This window comes from Sphingobacterium sp., assembly GCF_039596235.1.
In the GTDB taxonomy this organism is placed as follows: Bacteria; Bacteroidota; Bacteroidia; order Sphingobacteriales; family Sphingobacteriaceae; genus Sphingobacterium.
The window spans coordinates 136,095-152,272 of sequence record NZ_JBCNKE010000003.1 but is presented as its reverse complement, the minus strand read 5'-3'; the positions used below and the strand labels follow the sequence as shown (position 1 = coordinate 152,272).

Below are 16,178 nucleotides of genomic sequence, written 5' to 3'. Positions count from 1 at the left end.
AAAAATGATTATTTGGAGTCCAACTTTTGATTTAGTAAAAAAACAACCTTATCTTGTGTAGAAGACACATGAGCCATGTACAACACACTAGAATTAAAAAAATATATAGCCGAAGATTTTCCCCTTTTTAGAGAACTTACCAAGGACGACGAGATCATGAAATATATTTCAGGCAAGGGACTGACAGCCGAGCAGGCCGAGAAAAAATTCGCTTCCATTCTCGAAATCAATACAGATCCATTATTGGGTTATTTTAAGGTGATCGATTCCGGGAGCCAATTATTTTTGGGCGACTGCAAATTAGTCAACTATAAAAAAGATCCGTCCGTATTTGAAATCGGTTATTTGCTTAAAAAGCAGTTTTGGCGTAAAGGTCTCGGTACCAAAATCTGCGAATCGCTGCTGGCCATGGCCCAAAACATCGACGTCAATAAGGATGTGGTCGGCATCATAGACCCCGAAAATACGGCCTCCAGACAATTACTGACAAAGTTTGGGTTTCAAAGCTACTTTGTTGGTATAGAAGATGAGGTTGCTACAGAAAAGCTTATTTTAAAACGCACATAACCTATTTTATCCAACCGAAAGAATAAGGTCAATAGCACATGACAATACCCTATGAAGTTTAGCATCAAGATCAATCCAAATACACACGACAGCCTACAAGACACTTTATCTTTCTTTGGAGTAGATTGCAATAGACCTTATTACATCTCATCGGGCAATCCCCTTTTCGAATACCCCAGAAATTCATTCCGCATTGATTTTTATGCTATTTGCATTTGTACGGCAGGAACGATTACGGTGGAAATTGATAATCAGGAATATACACTAACACAGCATAGCTTACTTGTTTCAGCTCCTTCCACCATTCTCAAATTTACAGCGGTCAGCAAAGATTTCAGAATGAAACTACTTTTCTTTGACAAGCTGTTCCTACTTAAAAACATTGCCAATCCATTTTTCATCGAAAAATTGGGACTATTCAACAATGCGACATTCGCCATTATACCCGAAGCAGAAAAACTTGCCGGAAAATTATTAAAGCTCCTTGAATATTTAAGAGAAGTGACCCTCCGGGCGACACGTTTTACCCCCGACATTATTCGCACCATTATATTTAACCTGCTCCTAGAAATAGCCGATGTGCTGGCCGCGGAGGACCAACAGGCAGTGGAAACAATTCAGGAGGCCAATAGCCTCTACTTTAAGTTTACGGACCTGGTACAGCAACATTGCAGCCAATCCAAAGATGTGAAATATTACGCCGATCGGTTATTTATTTCAAACAAATATCTGATTAGTATTGTTAAGAAGGCATCTGGAAAGACGCCACATGAAATCATAGACGAAAATTTGCTCAAAGAAGCATATGCCCTGCTCGGAAATCCGGAGAAGACCATTTCCGACATTGCCTACGCCATAGGTTTCAATTCGATCTCTGCATTTGGCCGTTTTTTCAAAAAATACGCCATGTTATCACCTTCGGAATATCGAAAAAGACAAAATATGTAAATAAAGGAAATTCGGTAGAACAATAGCGAATTTGAGGGCATAAATGATCGAAGGAGTATGGCTAACTTTACTCAAGAATTAAAAACAATAAGAATCATGAAAGAAATCACCTCAAAATTCGACAAAGTATTAAATGCATCTGCTGAATATGGAAATGTAAATCATGAACCGGATTCAAGCACCGAACAACAACGTAATACCCCTAAAAAGGCAATGCCTTTTTCAGATCAGATAGGAAATTACCAACGCAATAAAGGCATACCGAACAAATCTTACAAAGACAGCAAAATTTATATCGTCGGTAGCGGGATTGCAGGCATGTCTGCAGCATACTATTTCATCCGTGATGGACATGTCCCTGCGGAAAATATCACCTTCCTGGAGCAGTTACATATCGAAGGTGGATCCCTGGATGGTGCCGGTAATGCCAAAGATGGTTATGTCATCCGTGGCGGACGTGAAATGGACATGACTTATGAAAACTTATGGGATATGTTTCAGGATATTCCAGCCTTGGAAATGCCTGCTCCTTACAGTGTACTTGACGAATATAGATTGATCAATGATAATGATTCCAACTATTCAAAAGCACGGCTTATCCATAATCTTGGTGAAATCAAAGATTTTAGCAAATTTGGATTAGCCAAAAAAGATCAACTTGCAATTATCAAACTCCTGTTGAAAAAGAAAGAAGAGCTGGATGACCTGACAATTGAAGACTATTTCAGTGAGTCATTCTTAAGCAGTAATTTTTGGACTTTTTGGCGCACGATGTTTGCCTTTGAAAACTGGCATAGCTTATTGGAATTGAAACTCTATATGCATCGTTTCCTTCATGCGATTGATGGATTGAATGATCTTTCTTCGCTGGTATTCCCTAAATACAATCAATATGATACCTTCGTCACCCCATTACGCAAGGTGTTACAAGAGAAAGGCGTGAAGATCCAATTTAATGTACTGGTCAAAGATCTCGACATACAAAGCAACACCGAAGGAAAAACCGTTGAAGGAATCATTACCGAACAAAGTGGCGAAGAAGTACGTATTCCACTGGGGCCAAATGACTTTGTGATTGTTACAACCGGCTCAATGACCGAAGATACGTTTTATGGCGATAATACCAAAGCACCGATCATCGGTATTGACAATAGTACAAGTGGCCAAAGTGCAGGTTGGAAACTCTGGAAAAATCTGGCCGCAAAATCCGATATCTTCGGTAAACCTGAAAAATTCTGCAGCAACATCGAAAAATCAGCCTGGGAATCTGCTACCCTGACCTGTAGACCCTCGGCTTTGATTGAAAAATTAAAGAGCTATTCGGTCAATGACCCCTATTCTGGAAAAACTGTCACCGGCGGTATTATTACCATTACAGACTCCAACTGGTTGATGAGCTTTACGTGTAACAGACAGCCACACTTCCCTGGCCAGCCCGATGATGTTCTTGTACTTTGGGTTTATGCCCTATTTATGGACAAACAAGGGAATTATATTAAAAAGACGATGCCTGAATGTACCGGAGATGAAATTTTGGCTGAACTATGTCATCATCTCGGAATCATTGACCAATTGGATGATGTCATCAAAAATACGATCGTCCGCACGACGTTTATGCCCTATATCACATCGATGTTTATGCCCCGGGCGAAAGGCGATCGTCCAAGGGTAGTTCCAAAGGGCTGTAAAAATCTAGGCCTCGTTGGACAGTTCGTCGAAACCAACAACGACGTGGTGTTTACGATGGAAAGTTCGGTCAGAACCGCACGTATAGCTGTGTACGAGCTTCTGAATCTCAACAAGCAAGTGCCTGATATCAATCCTTTACAATATGATATCCGTCATTTATTGAAAGCCGCACGGACGCTAAATGATGATAAGCCGTTCATAGGTGAAGGATTATTGCGTAAAATCCTAAAAGGGTCTTATTTTGAACATATTCTTCCCGGAGGAGAGGAAGAAAGTGAAGATCATGAATCATTTTTGGCCGAGCAGTTCGGTAAATTCAAAGATTGGTTAAAAGGAATTAAGGGCTAAATTCCAATCAAAAACTCCAAATCGCCTATGTCTTCTAAAGACATAGGCGATTTTATTTTCCATCCGTAGGCATACTAATTCGCATATACGGCATTAAGCCATCTGAAAACAGATTTGCTATGGGCACTCGGATCCATCGGCTTAGGTAGTTTAAGGACCTCAAGCAGTGCGTCAAAAGCATCCGCAATCAGGAGGTCATCACGATTGCTAAATAAAGTGATAACAAGGTCTTTCTGCTGATCTAAATACACCATATTATGGAAACCCGTGGATTCTCCCGAATGGAAGAACAACCTATTTCCCGCCAGAGGATAGCTAAACCAGCCTAAATTGTAGGTAACACCATCTTTTACCGGAAGGCTTTCTTTTGCCAGAAAATCTTGTACAAAGGTTTCTGAAAAACGCTTATGAAGCAAAAAATTAGCCCATTGATGGTACTCCAAAGCCGATAGGTACACACCGCCATCACCTTGGGTCGCACTGGTCACACTCTGATCGGCAAACACAAAGGTATCCGCCTTAGGATGATAACCGAAAGCCCGATCGGGAATAGCTGAATCCATTGTATAGACGATTCCATCGTGGATACCATTCGGCAGAAATAAATGCTTTTTTACAAAGGCCGCAAAAGACTCTTTGGCCACCTGTTCCACAATTAAAGCCAAGAGGCAATAGCCTGTATTGCTGTACCTGAATTGACTCCCAGCTGGAAAATAAACCTTATCGGTCTGCCGGATATAGTCCAGCACATCGCTATCCGAAACCTGCGCGGTTCGATCACTTGGTATCAATGCTTCATAATCCATGATTCCCGAGCGGTGTTGAAGTAATTGAGCGACGGTAATATCTCGCAAGGCTAAGGGCAAATCATCAAAGAAAAGTTCCAATTGATCCGTTGGCTTTAGCTTTCCCTGAGCAAATAAACTGCAAATAGCTTGCGCTGTCACCTGCTTACTGACGGAGGCCATCCGAAAATGGGTCTTTTCTGTGATCTTTTGTCGCGTTTTTAGATCCTCCATCCCTACAGCATAATGGTAACGTACCTGTCCATGCTGACTAATCATAACGGCTATCCCAGGTTCATTTCCATTCGCATAATAGTTGGAAAGCGTTTTATCCAACACAGATTTTTCAATTTTCTGCCCCATTGCAAAGTTAGTTACGCCTATAAAAAGTAAAACGAGTTTGAGGTATCTGAGACTATGGTATTGCATGTCTATTGTTTTATATCAAAAACATTGTATTAATCGCTTTCAATTTACCCATTTTTTGGACAATGCTCAAATCTCCATGGTTATGCCTATGCTCTTATCTTCTCTGTTTTTCACTTTCAGGCTGGTCAAAGATCAACTAGTTATGCTGATGTTATATTGATCCAAGCTTCGAAACAAGTTGAAACACATTTTTTTTGGGTGTCTTTCTGAGATTATAGCAATTTTTTAAGTTCCCGATTGAGGCTTCTGACCGAAATACCGAGATAGGCCGCCATATCCTCTTTCTTTATCGTCATATCCTGCTGGGACTGGATTTCCAATAAACGATGTAAGCTATGTTCCAAACTGTATAACTGCTGGTAAGATGCCCGGCTCGAGGTATGCACAATACGCTGTGCCATCACATCCAGCAACATATTGCTCCATGTGCTATCTCTTTCCAATAGCTCCCTAAAATACGTTTTGGAAAATGCATACACTGTTACATCAGTCATGGCCTGTATACTACACAGGCTGGGAATATGACGAATGCTTTCGATCTCCCCGACAATTTCCCCGACCGAAAGAAATTCAACAATATACTCCTTGTCATTGGCCTCGGTAAAAAAGCATTTGACTATTCCTTCATTGATAACCATGACCTTGGTGGAGGTTGTTCCCTGATCATATAAGTTTTGCCCCTTGGTATATTTTCTGACCACAATATCCTCTTGCCGCTGTTGTTGAGCGTAAAGTGCTATCGTACGATCCAAAAATGATTGATTTGTTCTTAACATAACGATCCGGGACAAATGTCCTTTTAATAATGGTTTCCTTTTGAGAAATTAGCTTTATAAAATTACAAAAGTAGATTTAAAAACAGCATGATTTATTCAAGACGGGTCTTCTATACAAGTGGGTTTGTTAAACGTCACAAACCGAGCGCAGCGAGTTCATGAATACAAATTGCGATTGAATACCTCTTCAATAGAATAGGCCAAATCCAAACATTCAGATGAACGCTTGAACACTATGCCGCCGAAGGCAGTGTAAACCGAACGATTAAGCTCACGCATACCTTAAAATACCGATTTAATGAGCAAGCGAGCTCATGAAGATCATTGAAAATAATTGATGAACAGCTAATGATACAAATGAAAAATAAGATAACAACCATCGCTTTTGATGCCGACGATACCCTCTGGGCCAATGAATCCTATTTTCAGGAAGCAGAAAGACAATTTTGCATGCTTTTGGAAAACTACCTTCCACAACATACCGTCTCGCAGGAGCTCTTCGCCACCGAGATGCAGAATCTGCATCTATATGGTTATGGGATCAAGGGCTTTATGTTATGTATGATTGAGACTGCCAACCGAATCTCCGACAATACCGTCCCTATTCAGGTTATCAATCAAATAATAGCGATCGGACATGAGCTCTTGCAGAAACCCATCGAATTACTTCCCGGTGTAACCGAAACCCTAGAACACCTAAAGGGTAATTACAGACTGGTCGTAGCAACCAAGGGTGATCTTCTCGATCAAGAACGGAAATTAAAGAATTCGGGACTGGAAAGCTACTTTCATCACATCGAGATCATGAGCGACAAAAAAGAAAAAGACTATCGTAAATTGCTCAAGCATCTGGATTGTATACCCGATCACTTTATGATGCTGGGCAATTCCCTCAAATCCGATATTCTACCTGTTCTCGAACTCGGTGGCTTTGGTGTTCATATCCCCTATCATGTGACCTGGACACATGAACAGCAGGAGGTAAATTTAAAACATGAACGCTTTATCGCCCTTCAACAAGTCGATGAGATCCTGACCCATTTGGGCTAAAGGCATTTTGAACAGCATAAGCCAGCACATTGCCTACAGGGTGCTGGCTTATGCTGTTTGACCATTAATAGGTCATCTGCTCGTCCATTTCATATTTCATACCCGGATAACCGAGTATACGCCGCATCAATGCCATCTGTCCGCAGAGATAATCCTGCCTTCCGATACACATCCCCACAAAGTTGAGCTTGTTCTCCTCAACAAAGGGAATGTTCATATCAATTTTGAAAATCTCTGCCAGTTCTGCATCGTCAACTTCCAGCAGCCGCTGATAGACTTTCGGTGAAATAGCATAAAAACTATCTTTCAACTCTTTTAAAGTCGGATATTTAAACTGTTCATCCAAAGTTTTACCCATAAAAAATAAGTCGTGATAGGGATCTTCTTCCTGAAGCCCCAGGACGTATGCAATTCCATAACGTACATTAACAAAATTACCCGCCATCCAAACGATATGGTTGCTCTGTCCATTGATACGCTGACGCGCATGTTCCTCCGAAATCCCATCCAGCACATTGATAAAACTCTGACTGTGCATCCGATACGCAGGAATAACGATTTCTAGTTTTGCTGATTTTGGTTTATCCATTGCTCATTGATCTATAGGTGCCGGGGCACCTGGTTATACATCAAAGTTACCTGATATAAAGCACAGTACACTTGTCGTATGGCAAGAATAGCAGCTTTTTCCCTCTATCGTAAATTAAGGCTTTTCGATGAAGTTACAATTCTGCATCGATTTACTGATCAGACCGGCGGGTGAGAAGGCCAAAATCTGCCAAAAACAGGAGCAAGGTGGAAAACAATACGACGGCTTTGCTTATTATACTTATATATACTATCCACAGTAGCTATTAGGTTGATACCATTTACATATTAATTGATCATGAAAAAAGCCATCGTATTATTCCCATTAATCCTGATACAAATGAGCCATGCACAGGAATTTCTATCTGCGGTAGATTCCGATCCCAATAAACTGGGATGGATGCAGGGATTTCCGCCACCGCAAGATCGAATTATTTCGGCGTTGGACGGTACATTTTTTAAGTTTCCAGCGCTACGTTACAGTGTTTGCCATATGCGTGAATTCTTTCCCTCGAAAGTAGTTCCTGCACCCCTGATCAATCGTTATTCTTTTTCCACCGCCCAAGATTCGGCCATTGATACCCTAAGCTTTCGACCTCTTGGAGATGAAAAGCTTATAAGCTGGGCAGAATCTCTTTTAAAAAATTATACTGATGGCATCCTTATTCTTCATAAAGGGCGTATTATTTACGAAAAATATTTTGGCGCATTGACTCAAGAAGGCAAACATGCGGCAATGTCCGTTAGCAAAACATTCACCGGTACCCTCGCTGCGCAACTCATTGCAGAAGGTGTCTTGGTTGAAAGCAAGTACTGTCGGGATTACGTTCCTGAACTTGCACATTCCGCTTTTGGCGATGCTACGGTACGTCAGGTGCTGGACATGACAACAGGCCTGGAGTTCAGTGAAGACTATGCCGATCCCAATGCGGAAATATGGGGTTTCTCCAAAGCCGGAGATCCCTTCCACTTCCAGCGAAGTAGCGATGAACCGGCAAACTACTTTGATTACTTAAAGACGGTAAAGAAAAAAGGCCAACATGGTGACGCATTCGGCTATAAAACGGTCAATACAGACGTGATGGGCTGGATTATTTCGCGGGTATTAAAAAAGCCCCTGTCGCAAGTTCTCTCCGAAAAGATCTGGCAACCAATGGGAGCTAATTTTGATGGATATTATCAAATTGATGCTGCGGGTATATGCTTTGCCGGCGGTGGTTTTAACGCTAATTTACGGGATATGGCTATGTTTGGTGAGATGGTACGTAATAATGGATATTTTAATGGGAAGCAGATCCTCGCGAAGGAAGTAGTCGAATCCATCCGCTCCGGCGGTAGCCAGGCTGCTTTTGCAAAAGCCGGTTATACTAATCTCAAACAGTGGAGTTATAAAAATATGTGGTGGGTGAGCCATAATGCCGATGGAGCTTTCTGTGCACGTGGTGTCCATGGACAGACGATCTATATAGATCCCAAAGCAGAAATGGTGATCGTCCGATTTGCCTCACATCCCATAGCTTCCAATTCAGCCAACGATGCGTATTCCCTGCCTGCTTATCAGGCCGTGGCGGACTATTTATTGAAAAAATGAAATTAAGGTTTTCAAAAATATTTCCGCAACCGAACTAACGATATTGAAACCTGACCCCAAAAATAAAACAACTGTAAATCAGTTGATAAACTGAAAAATCGCTTCAATAATTGCTCGATCTTTCATTATATCGTGATGGATAAAAACACACTTGAAAGTCCCGAAGGTAAGCTCATCTTTGCCCATGAGGCGCAGCATATTCTTAAAGGACATGCCTGGGACAAATTATATATCGAACTGATGTGCTGCTTCTTCTGGATAAACCCGGCCATTTATTGGGTCCGGAAAGAATTGCATCGTCTGCATGAATTTCAGGTCGACCGTGCGGTGGGAGAATGCTATGGAAAGACCGATTATGCGAGCTTTCTACTGAACCTGACACAACAACATCAACAATTAGATTATATGCAAAGTAGAATTTTAAAAAGCCAAAATGAACTGGTAGAACGCGTCGACAGACTGATGCGAAATCTATCACCACGCACGAAAGGTTATCAGTATCTGCTGTTAGTTCCTTGTATATGCGTATTAATTGTCTCTTTTTCTTTTATTAAACCTCCGAAAGAAAAAATTACCGTTTCCAGCGCTGTTAAAAACGGCGCAAAGACCATTGTGCTGGATCCGGGCCATGGCGGCAAAGATAGTGGAGGCACCAATAGCAAAGGTCTCAAAGAGAAAGATCTCACTTTACAGGCTTGTAAAATGATTCAAAATGAACTCGAAAAAGAAGGTTTTAAGGTTGTATTGACCCATTCGAAAGACGAATTTATGATGCTCAAAGACCGCGCAGCCTTTACTGGCGACGCCTTAATTTCGATCCATTTTGATGTTGACCCTTCCAATGCCAAAAGGCCAATCGGCCTGCTGTATCCAAAGGCGGTTGAACTGCCCAAGATACAGGATCAAAGCCGCGAGCTCGCGTTCCGTCTCACACAAAATTTACAAAAGCAAGGATTGAGCACGCAAAAACCAGCTGAAAGCCATAGCCACGCGATCTTACGGGGAGCAAAAATACCGGCACTCATTGTCAGCTTGGGAAATATGAATACCTTTTCCAACACCTTGGATCCAGAATTTATCAGCGCTTTTGCCCAAGCCATAAAAACTTCGCTGTCGGAATAATTTTCTGTAAAATTACCAAACCGATCCTTTTTACAGAGAAGTCAAACAATAGAAGGTTCCCTACAGGGAATCTTCTATTGCGTTCCAGAGTTCAATACGCTTTTTAAGCGCCTCTTTACTTACTATTTTCATTTCCTCCCACTTTTCATCATCATCTTTGGCCAGATCGCCGATCATCTGCATGGCCAAGGGACCATGTTCATCACCGTCCAGATCAATATGACGTTGGAAATAGTAGATAAAATTATCTAAGCTTGATTCAGGAAAGTTGGACTTCAATTCCTGTAAGATCGAAGTAAACATTCCCGGGATAAGGTCTTCACGACCGAATGTAAAGGCAGCAGCAATTTTATGTACCTCGCCTTCTTCGATCAGTTCAAATGTAAAATTCAGAAAATCTTTGATCCTTTTATCCAAGGTTGTTAATGCGATGGCATCAAAAATACTTTTGGATTTCTTCGCATTCACGATAAACTTGTTGATCAGGTGAAGATCAGCTCCCATTTCATTCATTGCGTCCAAATACATTTCAAAATGGCTCAAACGGCGACCATCAATATATTCGTCGGACTCCTCCGCTAAAACAATTTCATTGATCAGATAACGTGTTGATGGATGTTCACTTGCAAACCAAGGCAATGTTGTACAGGTCAATTTAATCTGTAAAGCTTTTAATAAAGACATAAAATCCCATACAGCATACACATGCCCTTCTGTAAAAGAACGTAGATTCTTGATCGTTTTGATTTTACGATACAAAGGGTGTTGCAATAATACCTCGCGTTCGGCAGCAATGTATTCGTTAATTTCCGCAATTCTATTCATGCCGCAAAAGTATTGTCTTATCGCTGTTTTTTAAAGTATTTTCGACGAGATTACAGTATCATGATAAATTATCAGTCACCTATCCATCCACTTCATAACCAAATCAAAGCTGAATGACTAACCTCACTTTTGTATGTCTTATCTTCATAACTACAACCAATTACTGCTAAAAACAAAAATATTTTTAATTATAAAAAATAATCTACTATATTTGTAGAGTATTCAGAATTGCATGATGCAATACCAACCGAGTGTAGACACCGCGGTGGTAAATTAATACGGGTTTCGACCAAAATAAACGTTAAACAACGCTTATTTTCCCAACAAGATCTGGATACAGTTTATGGTTTAATCCTTTAAATTTTTAAATTGTATGGCTACAACAACAAATCTTTATCAACACTTACTGGAAAAATTCAACTACTATTCCACGGACGAACTGATCCAGCTCAACAATGACACAATCTTAGGCCAAGGCTGGGGTTCGGCTAAAGCAACCTTCAGGACTGCCTTAATCAGCACATTTTCCAAAAGAGGACTGGATCTTTCTAATATTATTTCCAAGGAAGATGGGTTTACCTCGGTTAAGCAGGTACCAGTACGTTTAGAACACAATGTATTGATTCCATTGCAATCGTAAAACAGCAGTCATAGCACTTTCAGCGTAGAAGCAATGGCTACAGTCTCTTCTGTTTTTCATATTTACATGTAATTGTGTATAACACATATTTATGCAATGAGATTGTAAAGACAAAAGGTTCCTACCGTGCAAAAATTGCAGGCTAAGGAATCTTTTATTTTGCTTTTGTATAATAAGCGATCCAGTTATGATCTATACATACCTGAAGTTGTTGTGATTGGGGGGAATAAATCCGGTAATTCAGTATTTTACCATCTTTCCATCCCATGTCTAAGGTATGATTTCCTTTAATGCGCATTCCCCTGACCTGACCTTCTTTTTTCCAGGCTTCAGGGATCGCCGGCAGGAGATACACACTGTCCTTATACGACTGCACCAGCATCTCAGCGATCCCGGCTGCTCCACCAAAATTACCATCAATCTGGAAAGGTGGCCCAGCAGTTAACAGATTAGCATAAACACCGCCACCAGCTCCATAATTGATATTTGTATCGACTCGTGGGGTCATCAGCTGCCGAAATAATTTATAGGCCCGTTCGCCTTCATGCAATCTCGCCCAAAACAGGAGTTTATGGGCAATGGCCCAGCTCGGGCCATCATCTCCCCGTACATTCAGGCTTTTTTTAGCGGCAAGCTGCCAATCTGAATGTTCATCATATCGAATCAGATAGCCTGGATACAAACCGTACAAATGCGAGATATGCCGATGCTGCGGATCAACCTCTCCATAATCTTCGATCCATTCCATGATACGGCCATCTTTAGCAATCTGCACTGCCGGTGCTAAGCGTTTCAATTGCGCTGAAACCTTCGTTAAAAAAGGATCCGATTGTTTGCCCAATAATCCCGCCGCATGGATTATATTTTCAAACAATTCGCGTACAATCTGATTATCTATGGTGGGGCCCATTGTCACATTTGCCTGATGTCCGTTGGGGAGCTTGAACGAATTTTCCGGAGATACCGATGGCGAAGTCAACAACCAACCTTTACCGGGGTATTCAGTCAAGACGCTGGCGTAAAATTGTGCCGCGCCATAGAGTATTGGGTATATCCGTCGCAGATAGTCCATATCTTCGCTATAAAGGTAATGTTCCCACAGATTATTGCACAGCCAGCCCGAGCCTGCATTGGCAATGCCCCAGGAAGCGGATTCCCCCGGTTCGGTATAGCCCCACAGGTTGGTGATCACATGAGCCACCCAGCCCGGTGCGTTATAGTACGCCTTCGCGGTCTTTGCTCCCGGGGCCATAAGGCCTTCAACAAGACTCACCAACGGATCATTGAGTTCACCCAAATTGGCCGTTCCCAGGTGCCAATGGTTCATCTGCACATTGATATCCAGGTGATAATCTCCATTCCATGGTGTCTGAATCTGATTTGCCCATAGTCCCTGCAAATTCGGCGGCAGCAGACCTAAACGCGTACTGCTAATACTAAGATAGCGACCATACTGATAAAATAAGGCCGCCAGCCCCGGATCCTGATCCGGTTCTTTACCGAAAGCCCGCAAACGTTGGTCGGTCGGCAAATTATCTTTCGAGCGGCCAAGACTGAGCGACAAACGGTTAAACTTTGTTGAATAATTCCGTAGATGTTCGGCATATTGCTTGGCATAGGATTTTTTTAAAGCCTTTGTTAAAGTTTCGGTTGTTGTACGCTCAAAATCCTTCCCTTTAAAATCGGTATCTGTTGCCATATAAATTAGTACTTCGTCAGCCTGTTGGATAACAATAGATTGCCCTTGTACAAGCTGTTTTCCACCTTTAACTTGCGCACGGACACGTGTTTTAAACTGCATACCTTTACCGTCCACACCATTATCCAATTGTCCCATCAAGATGAGCTCGCCATCTTTGGTGGTAGCAGTTGCCCTTTCAGGACGGTCAATCTTGATTGTTAGGTTTATCTGTCCTTTTTTACTACTCTGTAAACGTATAATACCCACATCGTCTGCAAAGCTTGTCCAATATTCCCGGTAATATCTTACGCCTTTGAGTTCATAATTCGTTTTTACCAGAGCCTTTTCAATATCCAGCTCACGGCGATAGTTTTGTACCGCAGCAATATCTGTTTTTCCATCAAATGCAAGCGTCAGATTGCCAAGCACTTGATAACAGCCCCATTGCTTACCACCTGATCCCGGACCTTTGCAGATAAAATGTTGGTCAATCAATCCCTGAGCGAGGTCATTTTTCCCGCTTTTGATCAGATTTCGGATGCTATCCAAGTACCTGCTGGCTTCATAATTATTGACATCCTGGGGGCTTCCCGACCATAGTGTAATATCGTTGAGCACAATATTTTCATTTATTAAGCCACCGTCGGGCATCATACCAATTTTTCCATTGCCCAGGGGTAAGGTCTCCTCCCATTGTTTTGCCGGCTGTTGATACCAGAGTTTGTTCCCTTGCTCCTGCCCAAATAACTTGTCCGTAAAAAAGAACAGCAGCATAACACAAAGTATTCGAGCTATTCCACGACTTATTTTTGGATATCTATTGATGTCGCCTTTTATCATGTTTTTTTGAGCATATTGCGCAATTAGGTTTATAAATTTGGCGCATCCGAAGTCCAGATTGTTGGAATTGGAGCTTCGGGTGTGCCACAGTTATTTTTAAAGTGCCGAGATCTTCAGCAAAACGCTGGTACGATTGCTATTCAGATCAGGATTCACGCCGACTTTCATCAGGTAATCGCCCGAATAAGTTTGTCCCTGGCTTAAGCTCGACTTGGTTCCCGGATACAAGTTGATCTCCTCCACACGGTATTGCTTTTGGGCATCTAGTCCTTTTAAACGCACTGGATCCGTTGATCCTATGCCATAACGGTTATTGACCAGGTAGTTGAAAATGACAGCTTCTGTTTTTTGGTTATTCACATAACTCAGGGCGGCAAAGTCATTTTCACGTGGATCGGCCAAGCGATACTGATCCCCATATAAGATCGTTGCTTTAAGCGCGTCGTAATTCTTTACCGCCTGCTGGGAGAATAACAGATCCTGCTCATTCAGGTGACTCACCACAATATCAAAACCCAGTTTGCCCATCATGGCTACATCCGTACGGAATTTGAGTGGCTGTTTTCCCCAGTCTGTCACATGGTTTGAGGTGCTGATTGCAGGGAAAAAGTAAGAATATTCGTACTGCATAAAAATACGTTCCAGGGGATCTGTATTATCCGAAGGCCAGAATTCGGTAAAGTACCGAAGCGCTGCATAGTCCACGCGGCCACCGCCCCCCGAACATAACATCATCGGAACCTTCGGATACTTCGCACGGATACGTTCCAACACCTTATAAAGACCTTCGACATACGAAATATAAAAGGTACCCTGATCTTTCAGAAATGCAGAGTGCGCATTGTATATCACCGCATTACAATCCCATTTAATGTATGCCAATGCCGGATTTTTGGTAAACAGGTCGTCCAAGATATGAAAAACAAAATCCTGCACCTTAGGATTTGTCAGATCCAGGATGAGTTGATTGCGGAAGTAATGTTCTTCACGCTGCGGCTGTTTGACGACCCAATCCGGATGTTGCTCGTAGAGTTCGGATTTGGGGCTGACCATTTCGGGTTCTACCCAGATTCCAAATTTAACGCCTTGTTTAGTCGCTTCTTCCACAAGCGTCGCAATACCATTGGGCAATTTTGTGCGGTTAGGTTGCCAATCTCCCAAGCTCGAGTGATCGCTATTACGCGGATATTTATTTCCAAACCAGCCATCATCCAATAAAAAAAGGTCTACTCCTAGTTTCTTGGTATCCTGAAGCAGTCCTTTCAATTTTTGCTCATTAAAATCAAAGTAGGTCGCCTCCCAATTATTAAGTAAAGTCAAGCGTTCGCCATTTCCATCCAGCAACTGATATTTACGGGCCCAGTTGTGCAAGTTCCGGGAAGCCTCTCCTTTTCCCTTCGTCGATAAGGTATAAATCAATTTGGGTGTTGTAAATTCTTGGTCGCCGACCAGTTTCACATTGGAAGCATAATTATTTATTCCGGCAATAATACGTAAGTTATTGAGGTAGTCGACTTCAAAATCTACTTTAAAATTTCCGCTATACCCAAGGCTTGCCATCAAAACCGTTCCTTCGTCTTCGGATGCCGCCTTGCCCAATGACACCATAAAAGAAGGTGGCTGGAATAAGTTTGCGCGTGTTCCGAGTTTACTGTCCAACACTTTAATGCCGTGCGTCAATGGGGTCTCCTCCACCTGCATTTCTTTTGCCCAGTCGCCATGATACTGCCGCAGCCAGTACGCTTTTGAGCGCAGGGTCAGGTTGGCAGAAGCAAACTTTTCGAGGGTAACAACTTTTTTTTCTTTATTCTGAATGGTTGCCCACTGCTCAATGATATTCTCATTCGAAAATGATTTGTAGTGTAACACGACGTAAATATCATATACTGGATCTTTCAGCGTGATATCAAGCTGTTTAACATTGGCATCCAGTTCTTTCACCGCATGCTTTTCATAGCGTAAGTCCAGGGAGCGATTACCATCGGCATGAACAACACTGATAGCTGGTTCCAGTAGATTTTTTGAACCTGAAGGTGTATAAGCCGAATTGGATAGGCCACTATAGTCTGTCAATTGTCTATAACCGCTTGCAATGGTCGCATACTCCTTTGAATCGCTCAATTTTTCACCGTAATAGAGCATTTTCAGTGTTTTCGTGGAATCGTACTCCAACACAAGCGCATTCGATCTGGTTTCAATGGGAATCTGTTTGGACTGCGCATGCACATCCAGACGGACAAGCCCTTGAGTCATCAAGAGCCCGAGTACAACCTGTTTAAAATGATGGGTTGGCATATAT

The 16,178-nt window shown here is 42.0% G+C and carries 14 protein-coding genes and 1 riboswitch; of the genes, 8 read left to right on the top strand and 6 right to left on the bottom strand.

All coding sequences use genetic code 11. The features are described from left to right. Positions 1 to 75 precede the first annotated feature (75 nt). From ABDW32_RS08065 to ABDW32_RS08055, 3 genes are all read left to right on the top strand, one after another. Positions 76 to 567 (top strand): GNAT family N-acetyltransferase, encoded by a 492-nt coding sequence (locus ABDW32_RS08065; RefSeq protein WP_343561199.1) that lies wholly within the window; start codon positions 76 to 78, stop codon positions 565 to 567. Between the two features lie 51 nt (positions 568 to 618). After that, positions 619 to 1,515: a helix-turn-helix domain-containing protein gene (locus tag ABDW32_RS08060; protein ID WP_343561197.1), complete on the top strand. Its 897-nt coding sequence runs from the start codon at positions 619 to 621 to the stop codon at positions 1,513 to 1,515. 96 nt (positions 1,516 to 1,611) lie between these two features. After that, positions 1,612 to 3,552 (top strand): oleate hydratase, encoded by a 1,941-nt coding sequence (locus ABDW32_RS08055; RefSeq protein ID WP_343561195.1) that lies wholly within the window; start codon positions 1,612 to 1,614, stop codon positions 3,550 to 3,552. 74 nt (positions 3,553 to 3,626) lie between these two features. Here the strand turns inward: ABDW32_RS08055 and ABDW32_RS08050 are convergent, their stop codons facing one another. Together ABDW32_RS08050 and ABDW32_RS08045 are read right to left on the bottom strand one after the other, a co-directional pair. After that, positions 3,627 to 4,766, bottom strand: coding sequence for a serine hydrolase domain-containing protein (locus tag ABDW32_RS08050; RefSeq protein ID WP_343561193.1), 1,140 nt, complete (start codon positions 4,764 to 4,766; stop codon positions 3,627 to 3,629). A 212-nt stretch (positions 4,767 to 4,978) separates the two neighbouring features. After that, positions 4,979 to 5,542, bottom strand: coding sequence for a Crp/Fnr family transcriptional regulator (locus ABDW32_RS08045; RefSeq protein WP_343561191.1), 564 nt, complete (start codon positions 5,540 to 5,542; stop codon positions 4,979 to 4,981). A gap of 357 nt (positions 5,543 to 5,899) precedes the next feature. Between ABDW32_RS08045 and ABDW32_RS08040 the strand changes: the two genes are divergently transcribed. Then, positions 5,900 to 6,592 (top strand): HAD family hydrolase, encoded by a 693-nt coding sequence (locus ABDW32_RS08040; protein WP_343561189.1) that lies wholly within the window; start codon positions 5,900 to 5,902, stop codon positions 6,590 to 6,592. A 64-nt stretch (positions 6,593 to 6,656) separates the two neighbouring features. On the opposite strand, the gene ABDW32_RS08035 is transcribed toward ABDW32_RS08040, so the two are convergent. Continuing rightward, positions 6,657 to 7,181 carry a DinB family protein gene (locus ABDW32_RS08035; protein ID WP_343561187.1) on the bottom strand — a complete coding sequence of 175 codons (525 nt, stop codon included), beginning with the start codon at positions 7,179 to 7,181 and terminating at the stop codon, positions 6,657 to 6,659. Between the two features lie 127 nt (positions 7,182 to 7,308). Between ABDW32_RS08035 and ABDW32_RS08030 the strand changes: the two genes are divergently transcribed. The 3 genes from ABDW32_RS08030 to ABDW32_RS08020 all read left to right on the top strand — a co-directional run bounded on the left by ABDW32_RS08030 (position 7,309) and on the right by ABDW32_RS08020 (position 9,893). Then, positions 7,309 to 7,443, top strand: a complete 135-nt coding sequence (locus ABDW32_RS08030; protein WP_343561185.1) for a hypothetical protein — start codon at positions 7,309 to 7,311, stop codon at positions 7,441 to 7,443. A 35-nt stretch (positions 7,444 to 7,478) separates the two neighbouring features. Further along, complete coding sequence (locus ABDW32_RS08025; RefSeq protein WP_343561184.1) at positions 7,479 to 8,771, top strand: serine hydrolase; 1,293 nt, start codon at positions 7,479 to 7,481, stop codon at positions 8,769 to 8,771. Positions 8,772 to 8,906: 135 nt separating this feature from the next. Continuing rightward, on the top strand, positions 8,907 to 9,893 hold the full coding sequence (locus ABDW32_RS08020; RefSeq protein ID WP_343561182.1) for an N-acetylmuramoyl-L-alanine amidase: 987 nt from the start codon (positions 8,907 to 8,909) through the stop codon (positions 9,891 to 9,893). A 60-nt stretch (positions 9,894 to 9,953) separates the two neighbouring features. Here ABDW32_RS08020 and ABDW32_RS08015 read toward each other — a convergent pair whose 3' ends face one another. Further along, positions 9,954 to 10,718, bottom strand: coding sequence for a DUF3050 domain-containing protein (locus tag ABDW32_RS08015; RefSeq protein WP_343561180.1), 765 nt, complete (start codon positions 10,716 to 10,718; stop codon positions 9,954 to 9,956). A 213-nt stretch (positions 10,719 to 10,931) separates the two neighbouring features. After that, positions 10,932 to 11,025, top strand: a riboswitch (SAM-I-IV-variant riboswitch). 66 nt (positions 11,026 to 11,091) lie between these two features. On the opposite strand from ABDW32_RS08015, the gene ABDW32_RS08010 reads away from it, so the two are divergent. After that, complete coding sequence (locus ABDW32_RS08010) at positions 11,092 to 11,358, top strand: hypothetical protein (RefSeq protein WP_077436141.1); 267 nt, start codon at positions 11,092 to 11,094, stop codon at positions 11,356 to 11,358. 154 nt (positions 11,359 to 11,512) lie between these two features. Here ABDW32_RS08010 and ABDW32_RS08005 read toward each other — a convergent pair whose 3' ends face one another. Together ABDW32_RS08005 and ABDW32_RS08000 are read right to left on the bottom strand one after the other, a co-directional pair. Continuing rightward, positions 11,513 to 13,879, bottom strand: a complete 2,367-nt coding sequence (locus ABDW32_RS08005; protein ID WP_343561177.1) for a glycoside hydrolase family 95 protein — start codon at positions 13,877 to 13,879, stop codon at positions 11,513 to 11,515. 96 nt (positions 13,880 to 13,975) lie between these two features. Next, positions 13,976 to 16,174 (bottom strand): alpha-galactosidase, encoded by a 2,199-nt coding sequence (locus tag ABDW32_RS08000; RefSeq protein WP_343561175.1) that lies wholly within the window; start codon positions 16,172 to 16,174, stop codon positions 13,976 to 13,978. Positions 16,175 to 16,178 lie beyond the last annotated feature (4 nt).